Annotated in this window: 13 protein-coding genes; 6 read left to right on the plus strand and 7 right to left on the minus strand. The window is 65.1% G+C overall.

The genetic code is table 11. The features are described from left to right. Nucleotides 1-180: 180 nt before the first annotated feature. From gyrB to VIG90_RS01245, 6 genes are all read right to left on the minus strand, one after another. Complete coding sequence (gene gyrB / locus VIG90_RS01220) at nt 181-2,601, minus strand: DNA topoisomerase (ATP-hydrolyzing) subunit B (RefSeq protein WP_331591579.1); 2,421 nt, start codon at nt 2,599-2,601, stop codon at nt 181-183. Between the two features lie 14 nt (nt 2,602-2,615). Then, nucleotides 2,616-3,773: a DNA replication/repair protein RecF gene (recF, locus tag VIG90_RS01225; protein WP_331591580.1), complete on the minus strand. Its 1,158-nt coding sequence runs from the start codon at nt 3,771-3,773 to the stop codon at nt 2,616-2,618. A 148-nt stretch (nt 3,774-3,921) separates the two neighbouring features. Continuing rightward, nucleotides 3,922-5,031: a DNA polymerase III subunit beta gene (dnaN, locus tag VIG90_RS01230; RefSeq protein ID WP_331591581.1), complete on the minus strand. Its 1,110-nt coding sequence runs from the start codon at nt 5,029-5,031 to the stop codon at nt 3,922-3,924. Nucleotides 5,032-5,242: 211 nt separating this feature from the next. After that, entirely contained in the window at nt 5,243-5,578 is a 336-nt protein-coding gene (gene arsC, locus VIG90_RS01235) for an arsenate reductase (glutaredoxin) (protein WP_331591582.1), read from the minus strand. 18 nt (nt 5,579-5,596) lie between these two features. After that, entirely contained in the window at nt 5,597-6,247 is a 651-nt protein-coding gene (locus VIG90_RS01240; RefSeq protein ID WP_331591583.1) for a 3-oxoacid CoA-transferase subunit B, read from the minus strand. Beyond that, a complete protein-coding gene (locus VIG90_RS01245; protein ID WP_331591584.1) occupies nt 6,247-6,954 on the minus strand; it encodes a CoA transferase subunit A in 708 nt (235 codons plus the stop codon). Before VIG90_RS01245 ends, VIG90_RS01240 begins: the two co-directional genes overlap by 1 nt. Before the next feature lie 779 nt (nt 6,955-7,733). Here VIG90_RS01245 and VIG90_RS01250 point away from each other — a divergent pair. The 3 genes from VIG90_RS01250 to VIG90_RS01260 all read left to right on the plus strand — a co-directional run bounded on the left by VIG90_RS01250 (nt 7,734) and on the right by VIG90_RS01260 (nt 10,410). Further along, the gene (locus VIG90_RS01250) at nt 7,734-8,258 is read left to right on the plus strand and encodes an invasion associated locus B family protein (RefSeq protein WP_331591585.1); all 525 of its coding nucleotides are present in this window, start codon (nt 7,734-7,736) and stop codon (nt 8,256-8,258) included. A gap of 75 nt (nt 8,259-8,333) precedes the next feature. Beyond that, nucleotides 8,334-9,533 (plus strand): 23S rRNA (adenine(2503)-C(2))-methyltransferase RlmN, encoded by a 1,200-nt coding sequence (gene rlmN / locus VIG90_RS01255; RefSeq protein ID WP_331591586.1) that lies wholly within the window; start codon nt 8,334-8,336, stop codon nt 9,531-9,533. 28 nt (nt 9,534-9,561) lie between these two features. Further along, nucleotides 9,562-10,410, plus strand: coding sequence for a diacylglycerol/lipid kinase family protein (locus VIG90_RS01260; RefSeq protein WP_331591591.1), 849 nt, complete (start codon nt 9,562-9,564; stop codon nt 10,408-10,410). A gap of 12 nt (nt 10,411-10,422) precedes the next feature. Here VIG90_RS01260 and VIG90_RS01265 read toward each other — a convergent pair whose 3' ends face one another. Next, nucleotides 10,423-11,118, minus strand: a complete 696-nt coding sequence (locus tag VIG90_RS01265; RefSeq protein ID WP_331591587.1) for a 2OG-Fe(II) oxygenase — start codon at nt 11,116-11,118, stop codon at nt 10,423-10,425. A gap of 163 nt (nt 11,119-11,281) precedes the next feature. On the opposite strand from VIG90_RS01265, the gene VIG90_RS01270 reads away from it, so the two are divergent. The 3 genes from VIG90_RS01270 to VIG90_RS01280 all read left to right on the plus strand — a co-directional run bounded on the left by VIG90_RS01270 (nt 11,282) and on the right by VIG90_RS01280 (nt 14,935). Continuing rightward, nucleotides 11,282-12,535, plus strand: coding sequence for a cyclopropane-fatty-acyl-phospholipid synthase family protein (locus VIG90_RS01270; RefSeq protein ID WP_331591588.1), 1,254 nt, complete (start codon nt 11,282-11,284; stop codon nt 12,533-12,535). After that, nucleotides 12,502-13,560, plus strand: a complete 1,059-nt coding sequence (gene dmeF / locus VIG90_RS01275; RefSeq protein ID WP_331591589.1) for a CDF family Co(II)/Ni(II) efflux transporter DmeF — start codon at nt 12,502-12,504, stop codon at nt 13,558-13,560. Before VIG90_RS01270 ends, dmeF begins: the two co-directional genes overlap by 34 nt. Nucleotides 13,561-13,714: 154 nt before the next feature. Beyond that, complete coding sequence (locus VIG90_RS01280; protein WP_331591590.1) at nt 13,715-14,935, plus strand: argininosuccinate synthase; 1,221 nt, start codon at nt 13,715-13,717, stop codon at nt 14,933-14,935. Nucleotides 14,936-15,471 lie beyond the last annotated feature (536 nt).

Genomic DNA, 15,471 nt, shown 5'->3' on the forward strand with positions numbered 1-15,471 from the left:
ATCATCTCCGCAAAAACCTGATGCGCACTTTATACACCTTTTCAGCGCATCCCGCAATCAACAGGGCAGATAGGCTCTGTCCGGCAAAACAAAAGGGCCGCGCCTCTGATGGGAGGCACGGCCCTTTAAAATCAGTGGGGCGCAGGAGGTCAGACCCCCTACGTTCTTCCCCTGACAGTCTTACACGTCGAGGTTGGCGACGGTCAGCGCGTTGTCCTGAATGAACTCGCGGCGGGGTTCCACCACATCGCCCATCAGCTTGGTGAACATCTCGTCCGCCGAGTTGGCGTCGTCGATCTTCACCTGAAGCATGGTGCGGTTGGCCGGGTCCAGCGTGGTTTCCCAAAGCTGCTCCGGGTTCATTTCGCCCAGACCCTTGTAGCGCTGAATGGAGAGGCCCTTGCGGCCCACCGTCAGCACGCGCTCCAGCAAGTCGGTCGGGCGGCGGATGGTGGCATCGCCCAGCTTGGCGGGCTGCGCATAGCTTTCCGCCTCTTCGCTGGCCGCCGCGTGCAGCTTGCGGCTTTCGGCCGAAATCAGCAGGCCACGGTCGATCACGTAATGATCGGCAACGCCGCGCGAGGTGCGGACGAAATGATAGCCGCCGGTTGCCGCCGGCTCGCCCGTCCACTCGCCATCGTCCCATGCGTTGAGACGCTGGGCAACGATACCGGCGTGCTTCGCCTTGCCCTCTTCATCTCCCGCCAATGCCGGGTCGAGACCGCCCGTCAGGGCCAGTTCTTCCACCAGCAGCGGGTTGTAGCGCGGCGGCACGTAGTCCAGCAGCGTGCGGATGCGGCGGGCATGGGCAACCAGGCTGCGCAGGTCTTCCCCGCCGCGCTGGCCGCTGGCCGTCACCATCACGGTGTCGCTGAGGCCGGCATCCACCAGATAGTTGTCCAGCGCCGCATTGTCCTTCAGGTACACCTCGGACCGGCCCTTGGCCACTTTGTACAGCGGCGGCTGGGCGATGTAGAGGTGGCCCGCCTCGATCAGCTCGCGCATCTGGCGGTAGAAGAACGTCAGCAGCAGCGTGCGGATGTGCGCGCCGTCCACGTCGGCGTCGGTCATGATGACGACCTTGTGGTAGCGCAGCTTGGACAGGTCGAAGTCTTCCCGCCCGATGCTGGTGCCCAGCGCCGAAATGATGGTGCCGATTTCGCGCGAGGACAGCATCTTGTCGAAGCGCGCGCGCTCCACGTTCAGGATCTTGCCTCGCAGCGGCAGAATGGCCTGGAAGCCGCGGTTGCGGCCCTGCTTGGCCGAGCCGCCTGCCGAGTCACCCTCCACCAGGAACAGTTCGGACTTGGCCGGATCGCGCTCCTGGCAGTCCGCCAGCTTGCCGGGGAGCGACGCCACGTCGAGCGCGCCCTTGCGGCGGGTGAGTTCGCGCGCCTTGCGGGCGGCCTCGCGCGCCACGGCGGCATCGACGATCTTCTGGACGATGTTCTTGGCCATGGCCGGATTTTCTTCCAGCCACTCCGCCAGCTTCTCGTTCAGCATGCTCTCGACCGGCGCACGCACTTCCGAGGACACCAGCTTGTCCTTGGTCTGGCTGGAGAACTTCGGATCCGGCACCTTCACCGACACGACGGCGGTCAGGCCCTCGCGCATGTCCTCGCCCGAGAGGTCGACCTTCTCGCGCTTCATGAGGCCCGAGCTGTCGGCGTAGTTGTTCAGCGTGCGGGTCAGCGCCGCGCGGAACGCCGCCAGGTGGGTGCCGCCATCCCGCTGGGGGATGTTGTTGGTGAAGCACATCACCTGTTCGTAATAGCTGTCGTTCCACTGCAGCGAGATGTCGACGCCGATGCCGTCCTTCTCGCCGCGAATGGCGATGGGGTTGGGCAGCAGGGACTGCTTGGCCCGGTCGATGTACTTCACGAAGGCCTGAATGCCGCCTTCGTAATGTAATTCGATTGTCTTAGGCTCGGCGTGGCGATCGTCCGTCACGAACAGGCGCACGCCCGAGTTCAGGAACGCCAGTTCGCGGAAGCGGTGTTCCAGGCGGGCGAAGTCAAAATCGATGCTCTTGAAGGTGCTGGTCGCCGGCAGGAACGTCACCTGCGTGCCGCGACGCTCGCGGCCGCGCTCGTCCGTGCCCGCCTCGCCGACGACGGCCAGCGGCGCTTCGGCATCGCCATGGCGGAAGCGCAGGAAGTGCTCCTTGCCGTCACGCCAGATGCGCAGCTCCAGCCATTCCGACAGGGCGTTCACCACGGACACGCCCACGCCGTGCAGACCGCCGGAGACCTTGTAGCTGTTCTGGTCGAACTTGCCGCCCGCGTGCAGCTGGGTCATGATGACCTCGGCCGCCGAGACGCCCTCTTCCGGGTGGATGTCGGTCGGGATGCCGCGACCGTTGTCGCGCACCGTCACCGAACCATCCGGGTTCAGAACGATGTCAATCCGGTCGCACCAGCCTGCCAGGGCTTCGTCGATGGCGTTGTCCGTCACCTCGAAGACCATGTGATGCAGGCCGGAGCCATCCTCGGTATCGCCGATGTACATACCCGGCCGCTTGCGAACGGCATCCAGGCCCTTCAGAACCTTGATGGATTCTGCGCCATAGCTGTCGTTCGACGGCAGCGTCTCATCAGTCACGATGCTTCCTCGTTCTAGAATGCGAGCCGGAGGGGTTTACCGGCATCAATCGTCCAGAGCTGTGCATGCCCCTTAAGTCCGACAAAGACGTCGGCGTCGGTTCCGGTCATCCACGCCTGCACACCCATGCTCATCAGAATATCAAATAGCGCGTCACGGCGTCTGCCGTCCAGATGTGCCGCGATCTCATCCAGCAAAAGAAGCGGCCAATAACCTGTCAGTTCTGCCACAAGCCGCGTCTGAGCCAAGACCAAACCGATCAGGAGTGCTTTTTGCTCGCCGGTTGAGCAGCGGCTGGCCAGCATGGACTTGGGCGCGTGTGTTACCACCAGATCGGTGCGGTGAACACCGAACCCGGCACGGCCCGCCATCCGGTCCGGCCCGCGCCGCTGGGACAGTGTTTCGACCATCCAGTCTTCCACGTCCAGCGCCTTTTCGGTGGTGAGACGGGCTTCCACCTCGCCCTCCAGCGCCAGGATGGCATTGGGGAACGGACTGGCCGCGCCTGCGCCCCCGCCCAGATCCTTCAGATCGATCAGCCGTTGCAGCGCCCCCAGCGCATCGCGGCGCGCGGCGGCGACGGCCACGCCATGCTCCGCCATCTTGCGCTCCAGCGCCGAGAGCCAGACGGGGTCCGCCCCCCGCTCCTCCGCCAGCAGACGGCCGCGCTCGCGCATCGCCGCCTCATAGCGGGCCACATGTCCCGCATGCTCGGGGTAAAGCGCCAGCACCATGCGGTCGAAGAATTTGCGGCGGGAGGTCGCCCCTTCCACGAACAGGCGGTCCATCGAGGGGGTCAGCCACAGCACGTTGACGGTGGCGAGCAGGTCCGCGCTGGTGGCGGGGCTGCCATCGATGCGGAACTGGCGGCGGTCCCGCGCGTCGGCCGTGGTGCCGGTGCCGACGTCGGACTGGCCGGTGCGCCCCGTCAGCCGCGCCGCGACCGCCCAGCCGGGCAGATCGCCCTCGCGCTCCATCTCCCGGTAGGTGGCGCTGCGCAGCCCCCGCCCCGGAGAGAGCAGGGAGAGCGCCTCCAGAATGTTGGTCTTCCCCGCGCCGTTGGGCCCCGTCAGCACCACCGGCTCCGGGCCCGCCTCAAGGCTGGCCTCGGCATAGGACCGGAAGCGGGTGAGAAGCAGCCGCGACACCCAACTGGAGGAAGGAGCACTCATGATGCAAGCTCTGTAGCCCCCCGGCCGGCGGGCGGCAAGGACGGTGGAGAGGCAGCAGGGTCAAGGGGGAAAGAGAACAAGAAAAAGGCCGCGCCCTTGATGCAAGGACACGGCCCTCTGGAAACAGAAGCAATGCAGTTTCGGTGTATTACACCCGCATCGGCATCAGCACGAAGATCGCCGGGGAGTCGGCCGTCTCGCGGATGAGGGTCGGCGAGGCCGCATCGGCCAGATGCACCTCGACGGTTTCGGTTTCGATCTGGCTCAGGATGTCCAGCAGGTAGCGGGAGTTGAAGCCCACTTCCAGCGGACCCGCGCCATACTCGGCCGAGATCTCTTCCGCTGCCGTGCCTGCCTCCGGAGACGTCACCGAGAGCGTCACCTTGTTGGTGTCCAGGCTCAGCTTCACGGCGCGGGTCTTCTCGGTGGCGATGGTCGACACGCGGTCCACGCCCTGCGCCAGTTCCTTGGCGTTGATGCGCAGCAGGCGATCGTTCGCCGTCGGGATGACGCGGCTGTAGTCCGGGAAGGTGCCGTCGATCAGCTTGGAGGTCAGCACCGCGCTGTCGAACGCGAAGCGGATCTTGGACTGGGAGAGCGACACGCGCACATCGCCGTCCATCTCGTCGAGCAGCTTGCGCACCTCGGCCACGGCCTTGCGCGGCACGATCACGTCCGGCATGCCGTCGGAGCCTTCCGGCCGCTCGAGCGCGACGCGGGCGAGACGGTGACCGTCCGTGGCAACGGCGCGCAGGGCCGGCTTGGCCTCGTCCGTCACGTGCATGAAGATGCCGTTCAGGTAGTAACGGGTCTCTTCGGTGGAGATGGCGAACCGGGTGCGGTCGATGGTCTGCCGCAGGGAGGCCGCCGGAATGGTGAAGCTGTACGGCAGGTCGCCCTCGGCGAAGATCGGGAAATCGTCGCGCGGCAGCGTCGCCAGCTGGAAGCGGGACCGGCCGGCCGCGACCGACAGGCGGCCATCCGCCAGCGACAGCTCGATCTGCGAGCCGTCCGGCAGCTTGCGCACGATGTCGAAGATGGTGTGCGCGGCAACCGTAGTCGCGCCGCGCTGCACCGTGGTGGCGGGCACCATCTCGACCACCTGGAGGTCCAGATCGGTCGCCATCAGGCGCAGGCCATCGTCTTCGGCTTCAATCAGCACGTTCGACAGAATGGGAATGGTGTTACGGCGTTCAACCACCGACTGGACGTGGGCGAGAGCCTTCAGAACTGCCGCCCGTTCGACCGTTACTCTCATCGATCCCTCATTCTGCGCAGCCGACTTGCACGGCCCGGTTTAAATAGTGCCACAGCTTAGAGGAGGCCCGCCAAGCAGGCATCCAAAATATGGGAATTGCCCCCCACAAAGCTGTGGATATTTCTACCGAAACGACGCTGTGGTCAAGCGTTGGGGCGTAAAAAGCCCATATATGACTGGCGGGAAGTCCCCCCGGAACTCAGAGAATAACTCAGAGGATTTCCAGCACCGTCTCCGGCGGGCGGCCGACGCGCGCCTCGCCTTCCCTGATCAGCACCGGCCGCTCGATCAGCCGGGGCGTCTCGGCCAGGGCGGCCAGCAGGTCCGCATCAGCCGCGCCCTTGAGGGGCGCAGCTTCCGCTTCCTTCCACCTCACCAGCGAGGACACGCCGCCCGGCAGCCGGGCCGTCACCTCTTCCAGTTCCGCGCGGGTGGGCGCGTCTTCCAGATAGAGGCGGACGTTCGGCTCGATGCCCTTCTCCCGCAGAAGCTCGAGCGTCTTGCGGGAGGTGCTGCACCGGGGATTGTGCCAGAGGGTGAGGGTCACGTTGTTACTCCGAAGGACTTATTCCAGGCCAGCTGCCACGGTGAACTGCGCCGTGGACCGCGCCTTCACGTCGGCAACGGTGATGCCGGGGGCCAGTTCGATCAGCTCGAACCCTGCACCCTTGGCCGGGCGGTTGAACACGGCGATGTCGGTGATCAGCATGTCAACCACGTCCACACCCGTCAACGGCAACTCGCACGCCGGCTTGAACTTGGGCGAGCCGTCCTTGGCGTTGTGCTCCATGACGACCACGACCTTCTTGGCACCGGCCACCAGGTCCATCGCGCCGCCCATGCCCTTCACCAGCTTGCCCGGAACCATCCAGTTCGCAAGGTCGCCGTTCTCCGACACTTCCATCGCGCCGAGGATGGTCAGGTTGACGTGGCCGCCGCGGATCATCGCGAAGCTGTCGGAGGAGGAGAAGTAGGAGCTGTACGCCAGTTCGGTGATGGTCTGCTTGCCGGCGTTGATCAGGTCCGGGTCTTCCTCGCCCTCGAAGGGGAACGGACCCATGCCCAGCATGCCGTTCTCCGACTGGAGAACCACGCGCATGCCCTCCGGAATGTGGTTGGCCACCAGCGTCGGGATGCCGATGCCGAGGTTCACGTAGAAACCGTCGCTCAGCTCGCGTGCGGCGCGGGCCGCAATCTCATCACGTGACCAAGCCATTATGCCGTCTCCCGCTTGCGGACAGTGCGCTGCTCGATGCGCTTCTCGAAGTTCGCGCCCTTGACGATGCGCTGAACGAAGATGCCGGGGGTGTGAATATGATCCGGGTCGAGCGTGCCGACCTCGACCAGCTCCTCCACCTCGACGACGGTCACCTTGCCGGCGGTCGCCATCATCGGGTTGAAGTTGCGGGCGGTCTTGCGGAACACGAGGTTGCCCTCGGTGTCCGCCTTCCACGCCTTAATGATGGAGACGTCCGCCACGAGGCCGGTTTCCATCACGTACTTGCGGCCGCCGAACTCGCGGATTTCCTTGCCTTCCGACACCATGGTGCCGACGCCCGTGGCGGTGAAGAAGGCCGGAATGCCTGCGCCGCCCGCGCGGATGCGCTCGGCCAGCGTGCCCTGCGGGTTGAACTCCAGCTCCAGCTCGCCCGAGAGGAACTGGCGCTCGAACTCCTTGTTCTCGCCGACGTAAGAGGAGATCATCTTCTTGATCTGGCGGGTCTTGAGCAGCAGCCCCAGGCCGAAGTCGTCAACACCGCAGTTGTTGGAGATGACCGTCAGATCCTTCACGCCGCTGTCGCGCATGGCCGCGATCAGGTGTTCGGGAATGCCGCAAAGGCCGAAGCCGCCCGACATGATGGTCATGCCGTCAAACAGGAGGCCATCAAGGGCCGCCGCCGCATCCGAGTAGACTTTACTCATGCAAAACCCCTCCATTATTGTAGTTTGTGTACCGGCGAGGCATCGGCCCGGTCAACATGCTGCGGCGCGGAATCTGAATATAAATTCAACTTTCATCGCCTGATGAGAGGAAGCTGCACCTCAAGCCCCGATTCCGGCCCTCCCCCCCATCAATAAGGCGAAGCTCCGGCCCGTTAACCTCAATCCCCGCTAACCGTTGCAGAAAAGCAACTGTCTGGCCCCTTGCCGGAATTAACTGTTTGTAAACCAAAACGGAAATTTTGAGCGGCTCTACGTTTCGCGCCCCGCCCCGTCCCCGTTTTCGCGTTCCCGGGTGCCAACTTATCCTATCCGGGGACTGGACATTCCAAGGATAAACCGAAATGACCCCCGGCAGGAGAACGACATGGTCGCACGATCCGACCGCCTGAAAAGCCCTCTGGAAGGGCGCGGGCACAAGGGCTGATCGCGGCGTCCAGACGGCGGAAAACCGGGCAAAATCAAGGCTCGCCCGGTGCTGCCTGCCCCGCTTTTCGGGGATTGGGCGCAACGCTTCGGTCGGTCTCCTGTGCATCCCGGATCGGGGAGGCGCGGTCTGCTGGCGGGCAGGCCGATGCTCAAACCGGACCGGTGCTGTCAGCGCGGTGCCGCATTGCCGGTTCCAACGTTTAGAACCGCTGGCAGCTCTGTTGAAAACGGCATTCCGGCCGCCCATCCCCTGCACGCTCCTGAGCACGCTCAGAGCACGCTCCAGAGCACGCAGGGTGAGACACATACCGGAATGCGGCAGGAGTTTTTATATGAGTGAACTTCGCACCGCCCTGATCGCACTGGCCATGGGCATGATGGTTCTGGCGACCCCAGCCGCCGATGCCCGGGAGACGCTGGGAGCCTTTGGCGATTGGGCTGCGTTTCGAGACCCCGGTAATGACACCAGATGCTATGCGGTGACTGGCCCCAACCAGACCCGCGCTTCAACGCAGAACGTCCGTCGCGGTCAGGCCTCCCTCAGCGTCGGCTTCTGGCCCGGACGCAGCGGCCCCCAGCTTCACGCCGCCACCGGCTTCGGCATAGACCCGAGCAAACCCGTCACCCTGAAGATCGGCTCCCGTTCCTTCACCCTGCTGCCCGAGGGCGAATCCGCCTGGGCCGAGAACGCCGCCGCCGATGAAGCCATCATCAAGGCCCTGCGTCAGGGCACGACCGCCGAGGTGACCAGCACCTCCACGCGGGGCACGCAAATCACCGACCGCTACTCCCTGAAGGGCATTTCCGCCGCGCTTGACGCCGCACGGAGTGCCTGTAGCGGTAAAAACGCCGGGTAACTCTGGAGATTTCGCGCAAAAGCGCGTACATACGCCCCAAGTTATCCACAACCCCCAGACGTAAAGACGAGTGCCATGCAGATTCCCGGCAACATTGATCCTGTGGTCAGCCCCCGTGCGCCCATCGTGCGTGCCGACGGCCGCCGGGATGTTCTCGGCCTTGACCGGGACGAGCTGCGGGCCGCCTTGATCGAGGTGGGCGTGCCTGAGAAGCAGGCACGCATGCGCGCCAGCCAGATCTGGCACTGGGTCTATCATCGCGGCGTGACCGACTTTGCCGCCATGGCCAACATCGCCAAGGACGTGCGCGCGGAGCTTGAGCAGCATTTCGTGGTGGGTCGCCCCGAGGTCGTGACCGCGCAGGTCTCGACCGACGGCACCCGCAAGTGGCTGCTGCGCGCGCCGGACGGCAACGAGTTCGAAATGGTGTTCATTCCGGACGCCGACCGGGGCACGCTGTGCGTCTCCAGTCAGGTGGGCTGCACCCTCAACTGCCGCTTCTGCTACACCGGCACCATGAAGCTGGTGCGCAACCTGACGCCGGGCGAGATCGTCGGTCAGGTCATGCTGGCGCGCGACACGCTGGGTGAATGGCCCTCGGCGCAGGACGGCCGCCTGCTCACCAACATCGTGATGATGGGCATGGGCGAGCCGCTCTACAACTTCGACAACGTGAAGAAGGCGCTGAACATCATCATGGACGAGGCGGGCATCCAGCTCTCCCGCCGCCGCATCACCCTCTCCACCTCGGGCGTGGTGCCGATGATGGCCAAGGCCGGCGAAGAGATCGGCGTGAACCTCGCCGTCTCCCTGCACGCCGTGACCAAGGACGTGCGCGACGAGATCGTGCCGCTGAACCGCAAGTTCGGCATCGAGGAACTGCTGGCCGCCTGCGCCGCCTACCCCGGCGCGAACAACGCCCGCCGCATCACCTTCGAATACGTGATGCTGAAGGACAAGAACGACAGCGACGAGGACGCCAAGGAGCTGGTCCGCCTCCTGCGCAAGTACAAGATCCCCGCCAAGGTGAACCTCATTCCGTTCAACCCGTGGCCGGGCTCCGCCTACGAATGCTCGGACTGGAAGCAGATCGAGCGCTTCTCCGACATCGTGTTCAAGGCGGGCATCTCCGCCCCGATCCGCACCCCGCGCGGGCGGGACATCATGGCCGCCTGCGGTCAGCTCAAGTCGGAAAGCCAGAAAATCAGCCGCGCCGAGCTGGACCGCATCGCGGCCGAGAAGCAGGCGGAAATCATGGCCGACGCGGTAAGCTGATCTGATTAATCAGCCGCGCATCCTCATCATCGCCAATCCCACGGCGGGTCAGGGCCTCGGCCCCGCCCGCCGCATGGCAAGCATTCTCGCCCGCCACGGCGCCCGTGTCGACATCGCCCCCACTGAATACGCCGGTCATGCCCGGGAGCTTGCCCGCGCCGCCGCCCATGCGGGCGCGGCTGACGTCCTCGTCGCCTCGGGCGGTGACGGCACCTCGGGCGAGGTGATGGCGGGGCTGATCGGTTCCTCCCTTCCGCTGGCGATCCTGCCCGCAGGCACGGCCAACGTGACGGCCCTGTCGCTGGGCCTGCCCGCCGAGGCGGACGCCCTTGCCCGCTATATCCTTGAAGGCCCCGCCGTGCCGTTCCGCCCGGCCCTTGCCAACGGCCAGCCGTTCCTGTGCGTGGCGAGCGTCGGCGTCGATGCGGAGGCGGTGCGCCGCGTCAGCCTGGAGCTGAAGCGCCGGGCCGGCAAGCTCGCCTATGCCGCGGCCGGTGCCGCCGCCCTTGCTGCACCGCCGCCGCGCTTCGAGGTCCACGCCAACGGCCGCCATTTCGAGGCCGCGCAGATGATCGTCTCCCGCGTGCCCTTCTATGCCGGACGCTTCCGCCTGTTCCCCGACGCCCGGCCCTTCGCCGATGAACTGAACGTGCTGGTGGTGCGGCCGGGCGGCCGAACCCGCCTCATCCGCTTCGCCGCCATGGCCGCCCTCGGCCGTCACGAGGGGCTGCGCAGCGTCGTCAGGCTGTCCTGCGAACAGGTGCACGTGGCCGCGCCCGCTCCCGTCGCCGCGCAGGTGGACGGAGACGCCTTCGGCACCACGCCGGTCACCTTCTCGCTGGCCCCGGACGCCGTGCTGCTGAAGCACTGGGGCTGATGAAGCTGGCGGTCAGTCCGGCTGCGTGCGCAGCCAGCCGGTGATGGAGTAGCGCCGGACCGGCGCGAACGGCGCGACCACGCTGACCGAGTGCGCGACCGGCACCTTGAAGATGTTGAGCACGTTGTACGCCGGCACGAGGCCGTTGGTCACGCGCCCCTTCTCGTCATGGAACAGCAGCAGGCCGCCCCAGTCCGCCCGCCACTGGGGCGTCAGGTTCAGCACGTAGGCGGCGCGGCGATGCTTCCCCGCCACGTTATCGTCGTGGGTGGTGAGGAAATGGCCGGGGCCGTAGCGGCAGGCCTGCGCATCCGCAAAGCAGATCTCCTCGTCCCCCAGCAGCTTGCGGCCGATGTCGAGAAACCCGTCGGACCGCACCAGGGCCTCGACGCTCGCCAGCGCCGGGGCCATGCCGGTTTCGACCCCCGGCACATGCTCGAATGCGTAGGCGAAGCCCTGCTGCGATCCGGCAAGCGCATGAGCCTGCCCCAGCGCGAGGCTGGCGTCCGCCCCGGCGGGCACGGACCAGTTCTGCGTGCCCGCGCCGATGGAGGTGTGCCACGTCTCGATCCCGGACAGGGTGCGGTAGAGGGCGTCCGCATCGGCCCGCGCCAGAATGTTCGGCACCTGCACCCAGCCATGGGTGTCCAGATGCTCGCAAAGCGCGGTCCAGTTGAAGGTCGTGCGCAGTTTCGGCGGAATCGCCATGGGAAACCCTATCGTCAGGTACTGTCGGAACACCCGAACTGGGGGGATCTAGTCGAATTGGACCGCGCGCGAAACACGGATGGTCAGGTTTTGAGTCGCCGTATCGACTTGCCGTGCTAAATTGAGGCTCAAACTGCTCGGGTGCGAAACGGAGGGGTTGGTCATGGGCCCACTTTCTGCACTGTTGCGTCGTGTTGTTCGTCAAGGGGATCTCACGGTGATCGATGCGGATGGCCAGCGCCACCGCTTCGGCAACGGGCAGGGCGTATCCTGCACCATCCGTCTGACCGACCGGCGCATTCCATGGGCCATCGCCATGAACCCGACGCTGGGCTGCGGCGAAGGTTACATGGACGGCCGGATCGTGCTGGAGGACGGGGATATCCTTGACCTCATCAACCTGTTCACCGGCAACCTGCACTGGCACCCGGACAACGAGCTGCGCAATCCGCTGAAGCATACCCCGCGCTGGTGGACCGCCCTCCAGCAGTGGAACAGCCAGCGCTCGGCCCGGAAGAACGTGGCGCACCACTACGATCTGTCCGGCAAGCTCTACGACCTGTTCCTCGATCCGGACCGGCAGTACAGCTGCGCCTACTTCCGTGACCCCGCCGTGGGGCTGGAAAAGGCCCAGCTCGACAAGAAGGCGCACATCGCCGCCAAGCTGCTGCTCGACCGGCCCGGCCTTTCCGTGCTGGACATCGGCTGCGGCTGGGGCGGGCTGGCGCTTTACCTCAATCAGGTGGCCAGCGCGCGCGTCACCGGCATCACGCTGAGCGAGGAACAGCTCGCCGTCGCCCGCCAGCGCGCGATCGACGCCGGGGTGACGGAGGACGTGAGCTTCCAGCTCACCGATTACCGCGACATGCGCGAGAAGTTCGACCGCATCGTCTCGGTCGGCATGTTCGAGCACGTGGGCAAGCCCTATTACGAGACCTACTTCGAGAAGGCGTGCGAGCTCCTGAAGGACGACGGGGTGATGCTGCTGCACACCATCGGCCGGGCGGACGGGCCGGGCGTGACCGATCCGTGGACGCGCAAGTACATCTTCCCCGGCGGCTACTGCCCCGCGCTTTCGGAAATCATGCCCGCCATCGAGCGGGCCGGCCTCTACGTCACCGACGTCGAGGTGCTGCGGCTGCACTACATGCACACGCTCCAGCACTGGTACGATCGCGCCCGGGAAGAGAAGGACGCCATCGTCCGGCTGTATGACGAGCGCTTCTGGCGGATGTGGATGTTCTACCTCGCCGGGGCCTTATGTGCCTTCCGCCACAACGGACATGTGGTATTCCAGATCCAGCTTGCGCGTCGGGTCGATAGCGTACCTATCACCCGCGATTACATGGCGCAGGCGGAAGCGAAGCTGTTGTCGGCGGAACCATGGTCCAAAGTCGCGTCACCCGTAGTACCCTAGACATTTCGCAGGAGCCGGTCCCCGGCGCCTGGGAAAAGAACCACCATTTCCTGTCAGGCAAGCAGGACAGCAACGAGAAGCGCCTGTGGCTGGTCATCGGCATCACCATCGTCATGATGGTGGCGGAGATCGGCGGCGGCCTGCTCTGGGGCTCCATGGCGCTGCTGGCGGATGGCTGGCACATGGCCAGCCATGCGGGCGCGCTCGGCATTTCCGCCATGGCCTACGTGGTGGCCCGCCGGAACGCGCATAACCCGCGCTTCTCCTTCGGTACCGGCAAGGTGGGCGATCTGGCCGCCTTCTCCAGCGCCGTGGCGCTGGGTCTGGTCGCGCTGCTGATCGCCGTCGAGTCCGTGTTCCGCCTCATCGAGCCGCGCCCGATCCACTTCGGCGAGGCCATCGCCGTGGCCGTCATCGGCCTTGTGGTGAACCTGATCAGCGCCTGGCTGCTGCACGGCGGGCATGATCATCACCACGGTCACGATCACGGGCACGGCCACGATCATCACCACCACGATCACGGCCATGACCACGGGCACCATCACGACCACGCCCACGATCACCACCACGACCACGATCATGGCGAGCACCACAAGGACCACAACATGGCCGCGGCCTATGTGCACGTGCTGGCCGATGCGCTGACCTCGGTCTTGGCCATCGTCGCGCTGCTGGTCGGCATGACCGTCGGCTGGACGTGGCTGGACCCGGTGATCGGCCTCCTTGGCGCGTTCGTCATCGGCCGCTGGGCGCTCTCGCTGATGCGCTCGACCGCCGGCATCCTCCTCGACATGACGCCGGACGACCGGCTGATGGAGAAGGCCCGGGCGGCGCTCGAAACCGAGACCGACAAGGTGACCGACCTGCACATCTGGCGGGTCGGACCCGGCCATCTGGCCACCATGGCGACCATCGTCTCGACCGACCCCCAGCCCTCCCACGTGTACCATGACCGGCTGCGGGGAATGGGTCCCCACTCCCGGATGCTGTCGCATGTGACGATTGAGGTCCATTCCTGCGCTTGACGCAGCCCCCCTGCACCGGTACGCCGCGCCGTGGAGCATTTTCCGAAAAAGCGGCCTGCCCTGCGATTAAGAAAATGCGGCGAAACACAGAGATTAGAGCCATGATCCGTCACCACGCGGCCCATGGCCCTGAGACTCACCGGAGGCTGTAACAATGGCGCGCGATATCAAGAAGGTGGTTCTGGCCTATTCAGGCGGCCTGGATACCTCGATCATCCTCAAGTGGCTTCAGACCGAATACAACGCTGAAGTCATCACCTTCACCGCTGACTTGGGTCAGGGCGAAGAACTGGAGCCGGCCCGCAAGAAGGCCGAGCTGCTGGGCATCAAGCCGGAAAACATCTTCATCGAGGACCTGCGCGAAGAGTTCGTGCGCGACTACGTGTTCCCGATGATGCGCGCCAACGCCCTCTACGAGGGCCTGTACCTGCTGGGCACCTCCATCGCGCGCCCGCTCATCGCCAAGAAGCAGATCGAGATTGCAAAGCGCATGGGCGCGGACGCCGTCTGCCACGGCGCGACCGGCAAGGGCAACGATCAGGTCCGCTTCGAGCTGGGCTACTACGCCCTCCAGCCGGACATCAAGGTGATCGCGCCGTGGCGCGAGTGGGACCTGACCTCCCGCACCAAGCTGCTGGAATTCGCCGAGCAGAACCAGATCCCCATCGCCAAGGACAAGCGCGGCGAAGCGCCGTTCTCGGTGGACGCGAACCTGCTGCACACCTCCTCCGAGGGCAAGGTTCTCGAAGATCCGTGGGAAGAAGTGCCGGACTACGTGTTCTCGCGCACCGTGAACCCGGAAGATGCGCCGGATGCGCCTACCTACATCACCATCGATTTCGAGAAGGGCGATGCGGTTGCGGTTGACGGTCAGGCCATGAGCCCGGCCACCCTGCTCGCCCACCTGAACGAGCTGGGCCGCGTCAACGGCATCGGCCGCCTCGATCTGGTCGAGAACCGCTTCGTCGGCATGAAGTCGCGCGGCATGTACGAAACCCCGGGCGGCACCATCCTCCTTCAGGCCCACCGCGGCATCGAGCAGATCACCCTCGATCGCGGCGCGGCCCACCTGAAGGACCAGCTCATGCCGCAGTACGCCGAGCTGATCTACAACGGCTTCTGGTTCTCGCCCGAGCGCGAGATGCTGCAAGCCGCCATCGACCACAGCCAGGCCAACGTGTCCGGCACCGTGCGCCTGAAGCTCTACAAGGGCTCGGTCAACGTCGTCGGCCGCAAGTCGCCCAACTCGCTCTACTCCTCGAACATCGTCACCTTCGAGGAAGACGCCGGCGCCTACGACCAGCGCGACGCCGCAGGCTTCATCAAGCTCAATGCGCTCCGCCTGCGCCTCCTCGGCCAGCGCGGCTCGCTGTAAGGGCTGGCGTTCAGAGAAGGTTATGCAGGGGGATCTTGATCCCCCTGCGACCCCCTGTTCATTTCAAAAGGGCCGCGTCCGGCACAAAGGGCGCGGCCCTTTTCTTATGGGTCGCTTGAAGGGACCGTGGATCAGGCAAGATCGCGGCCTTAGCGGACTGCTAAATGGGATGCGATAAACGCGATGCACTCGCCATTTGATTTTGGAAAGACTGCAATGCGCTCGTAACGGTCACGGAGTTGCACTTTCATTGTTCTCAAAATGCCACTCGGTATTCTTGTTAAAGATCGGCCGACCGAGTTTCCGCATCCATAAAGGCTATCTCTGGTTTTTTATGGATACCGAAACGATGCTGACGATCAGTCCTCGCCTGCAGCCTTCCGCGCCTCGGCCTCCATTAGGGCGCAAACTCATAAACTTGGTTGAGTTCCGGTCGCCAGCGTGATTCAACGGCCTTCCTGTAAAGGAGAGGCAGATGGCGCGGCGGCGATACGAACTGACGGACAGGGAATGGGCAATCATTGAACCCTTGCTTC

It is taken from the genome of Pedomonas sp. (genome assembly GCF_036515995.1).
Lineage (GTDB): Bacteria > Pseudomonadota > Alphaproteobacteria > Sphingomonadales > Sphingomonadaceae > Pedomonas.

Coding starts and splice junctions, on each gene's coding strand:
- recF (WP_331591580.1), bottom strand. CDS start 3,773: ATGAGTGCTCCTTCCTCCAGTTGGGTGTCGCGGCTGCTTCTCACCCGC.
- dnaN (WP_331591581.1), bottom strand. CDS start 5,031: ATGAGAGTAACGGTCGAACGGGCGGCAGTTCTGAAGGCTCTCGCCCAC.
- VIG90_RS01240 (WP_331591583.1), bottom strand. CDS start 6,247: ATGGCTTGGTCACGTGATGAGATTGCGGCCCGCGCCGCACGCGAGCTG.
- VIG90_RS01245 (WP_331591584.1), bottom strand. CDS start 6,954: ATGAGTAAAGTCTACTCGGATGCGGCGGCGGCCCTTGATGGCCTCCTG.
- VIG90_RS01250 (WP_331591585.1), top strand. CDS start 7,734: ATGAGTGAACTTCGCACCGCCCTGATCGCACTGGCCATGGGCATGATG.
- rlmN (WP_331591586.1), top strand. CDS start 8,334: ATGCAGATTCCCGGCAACATTGATCCTGTGGTCAGCCCCCGTGCGCCC.
- VIG90_RS01265 (WP_331591587.1), bottom strand. CDS start 11,118: ATGGCGATTCCGCCGAAACTGCGCACGACCTTCAACTGGACCGCGCTT.
- VIG90_RS01270 (WP_331591588.1), top strand. CDS start 11,282: ATGGGCCCACTTTCTGCACTGTTGCGTCGTGTTGTTCGTCAAGGGGAT.
- dmeF (WP_331591589.1), top strand. CDS start 12,502: ATGGTCCAAAGTCGCGTCACCCGTAGTACCCTAGACATTTCGCAGGAG.
- VIG90_RS01280 (WP_331591590.1), top strand. CDS start 13,715: ATGGCGCGCGATATCAAGAAGGTGGTTCTGGCCTATTCAGGCGGCCTG.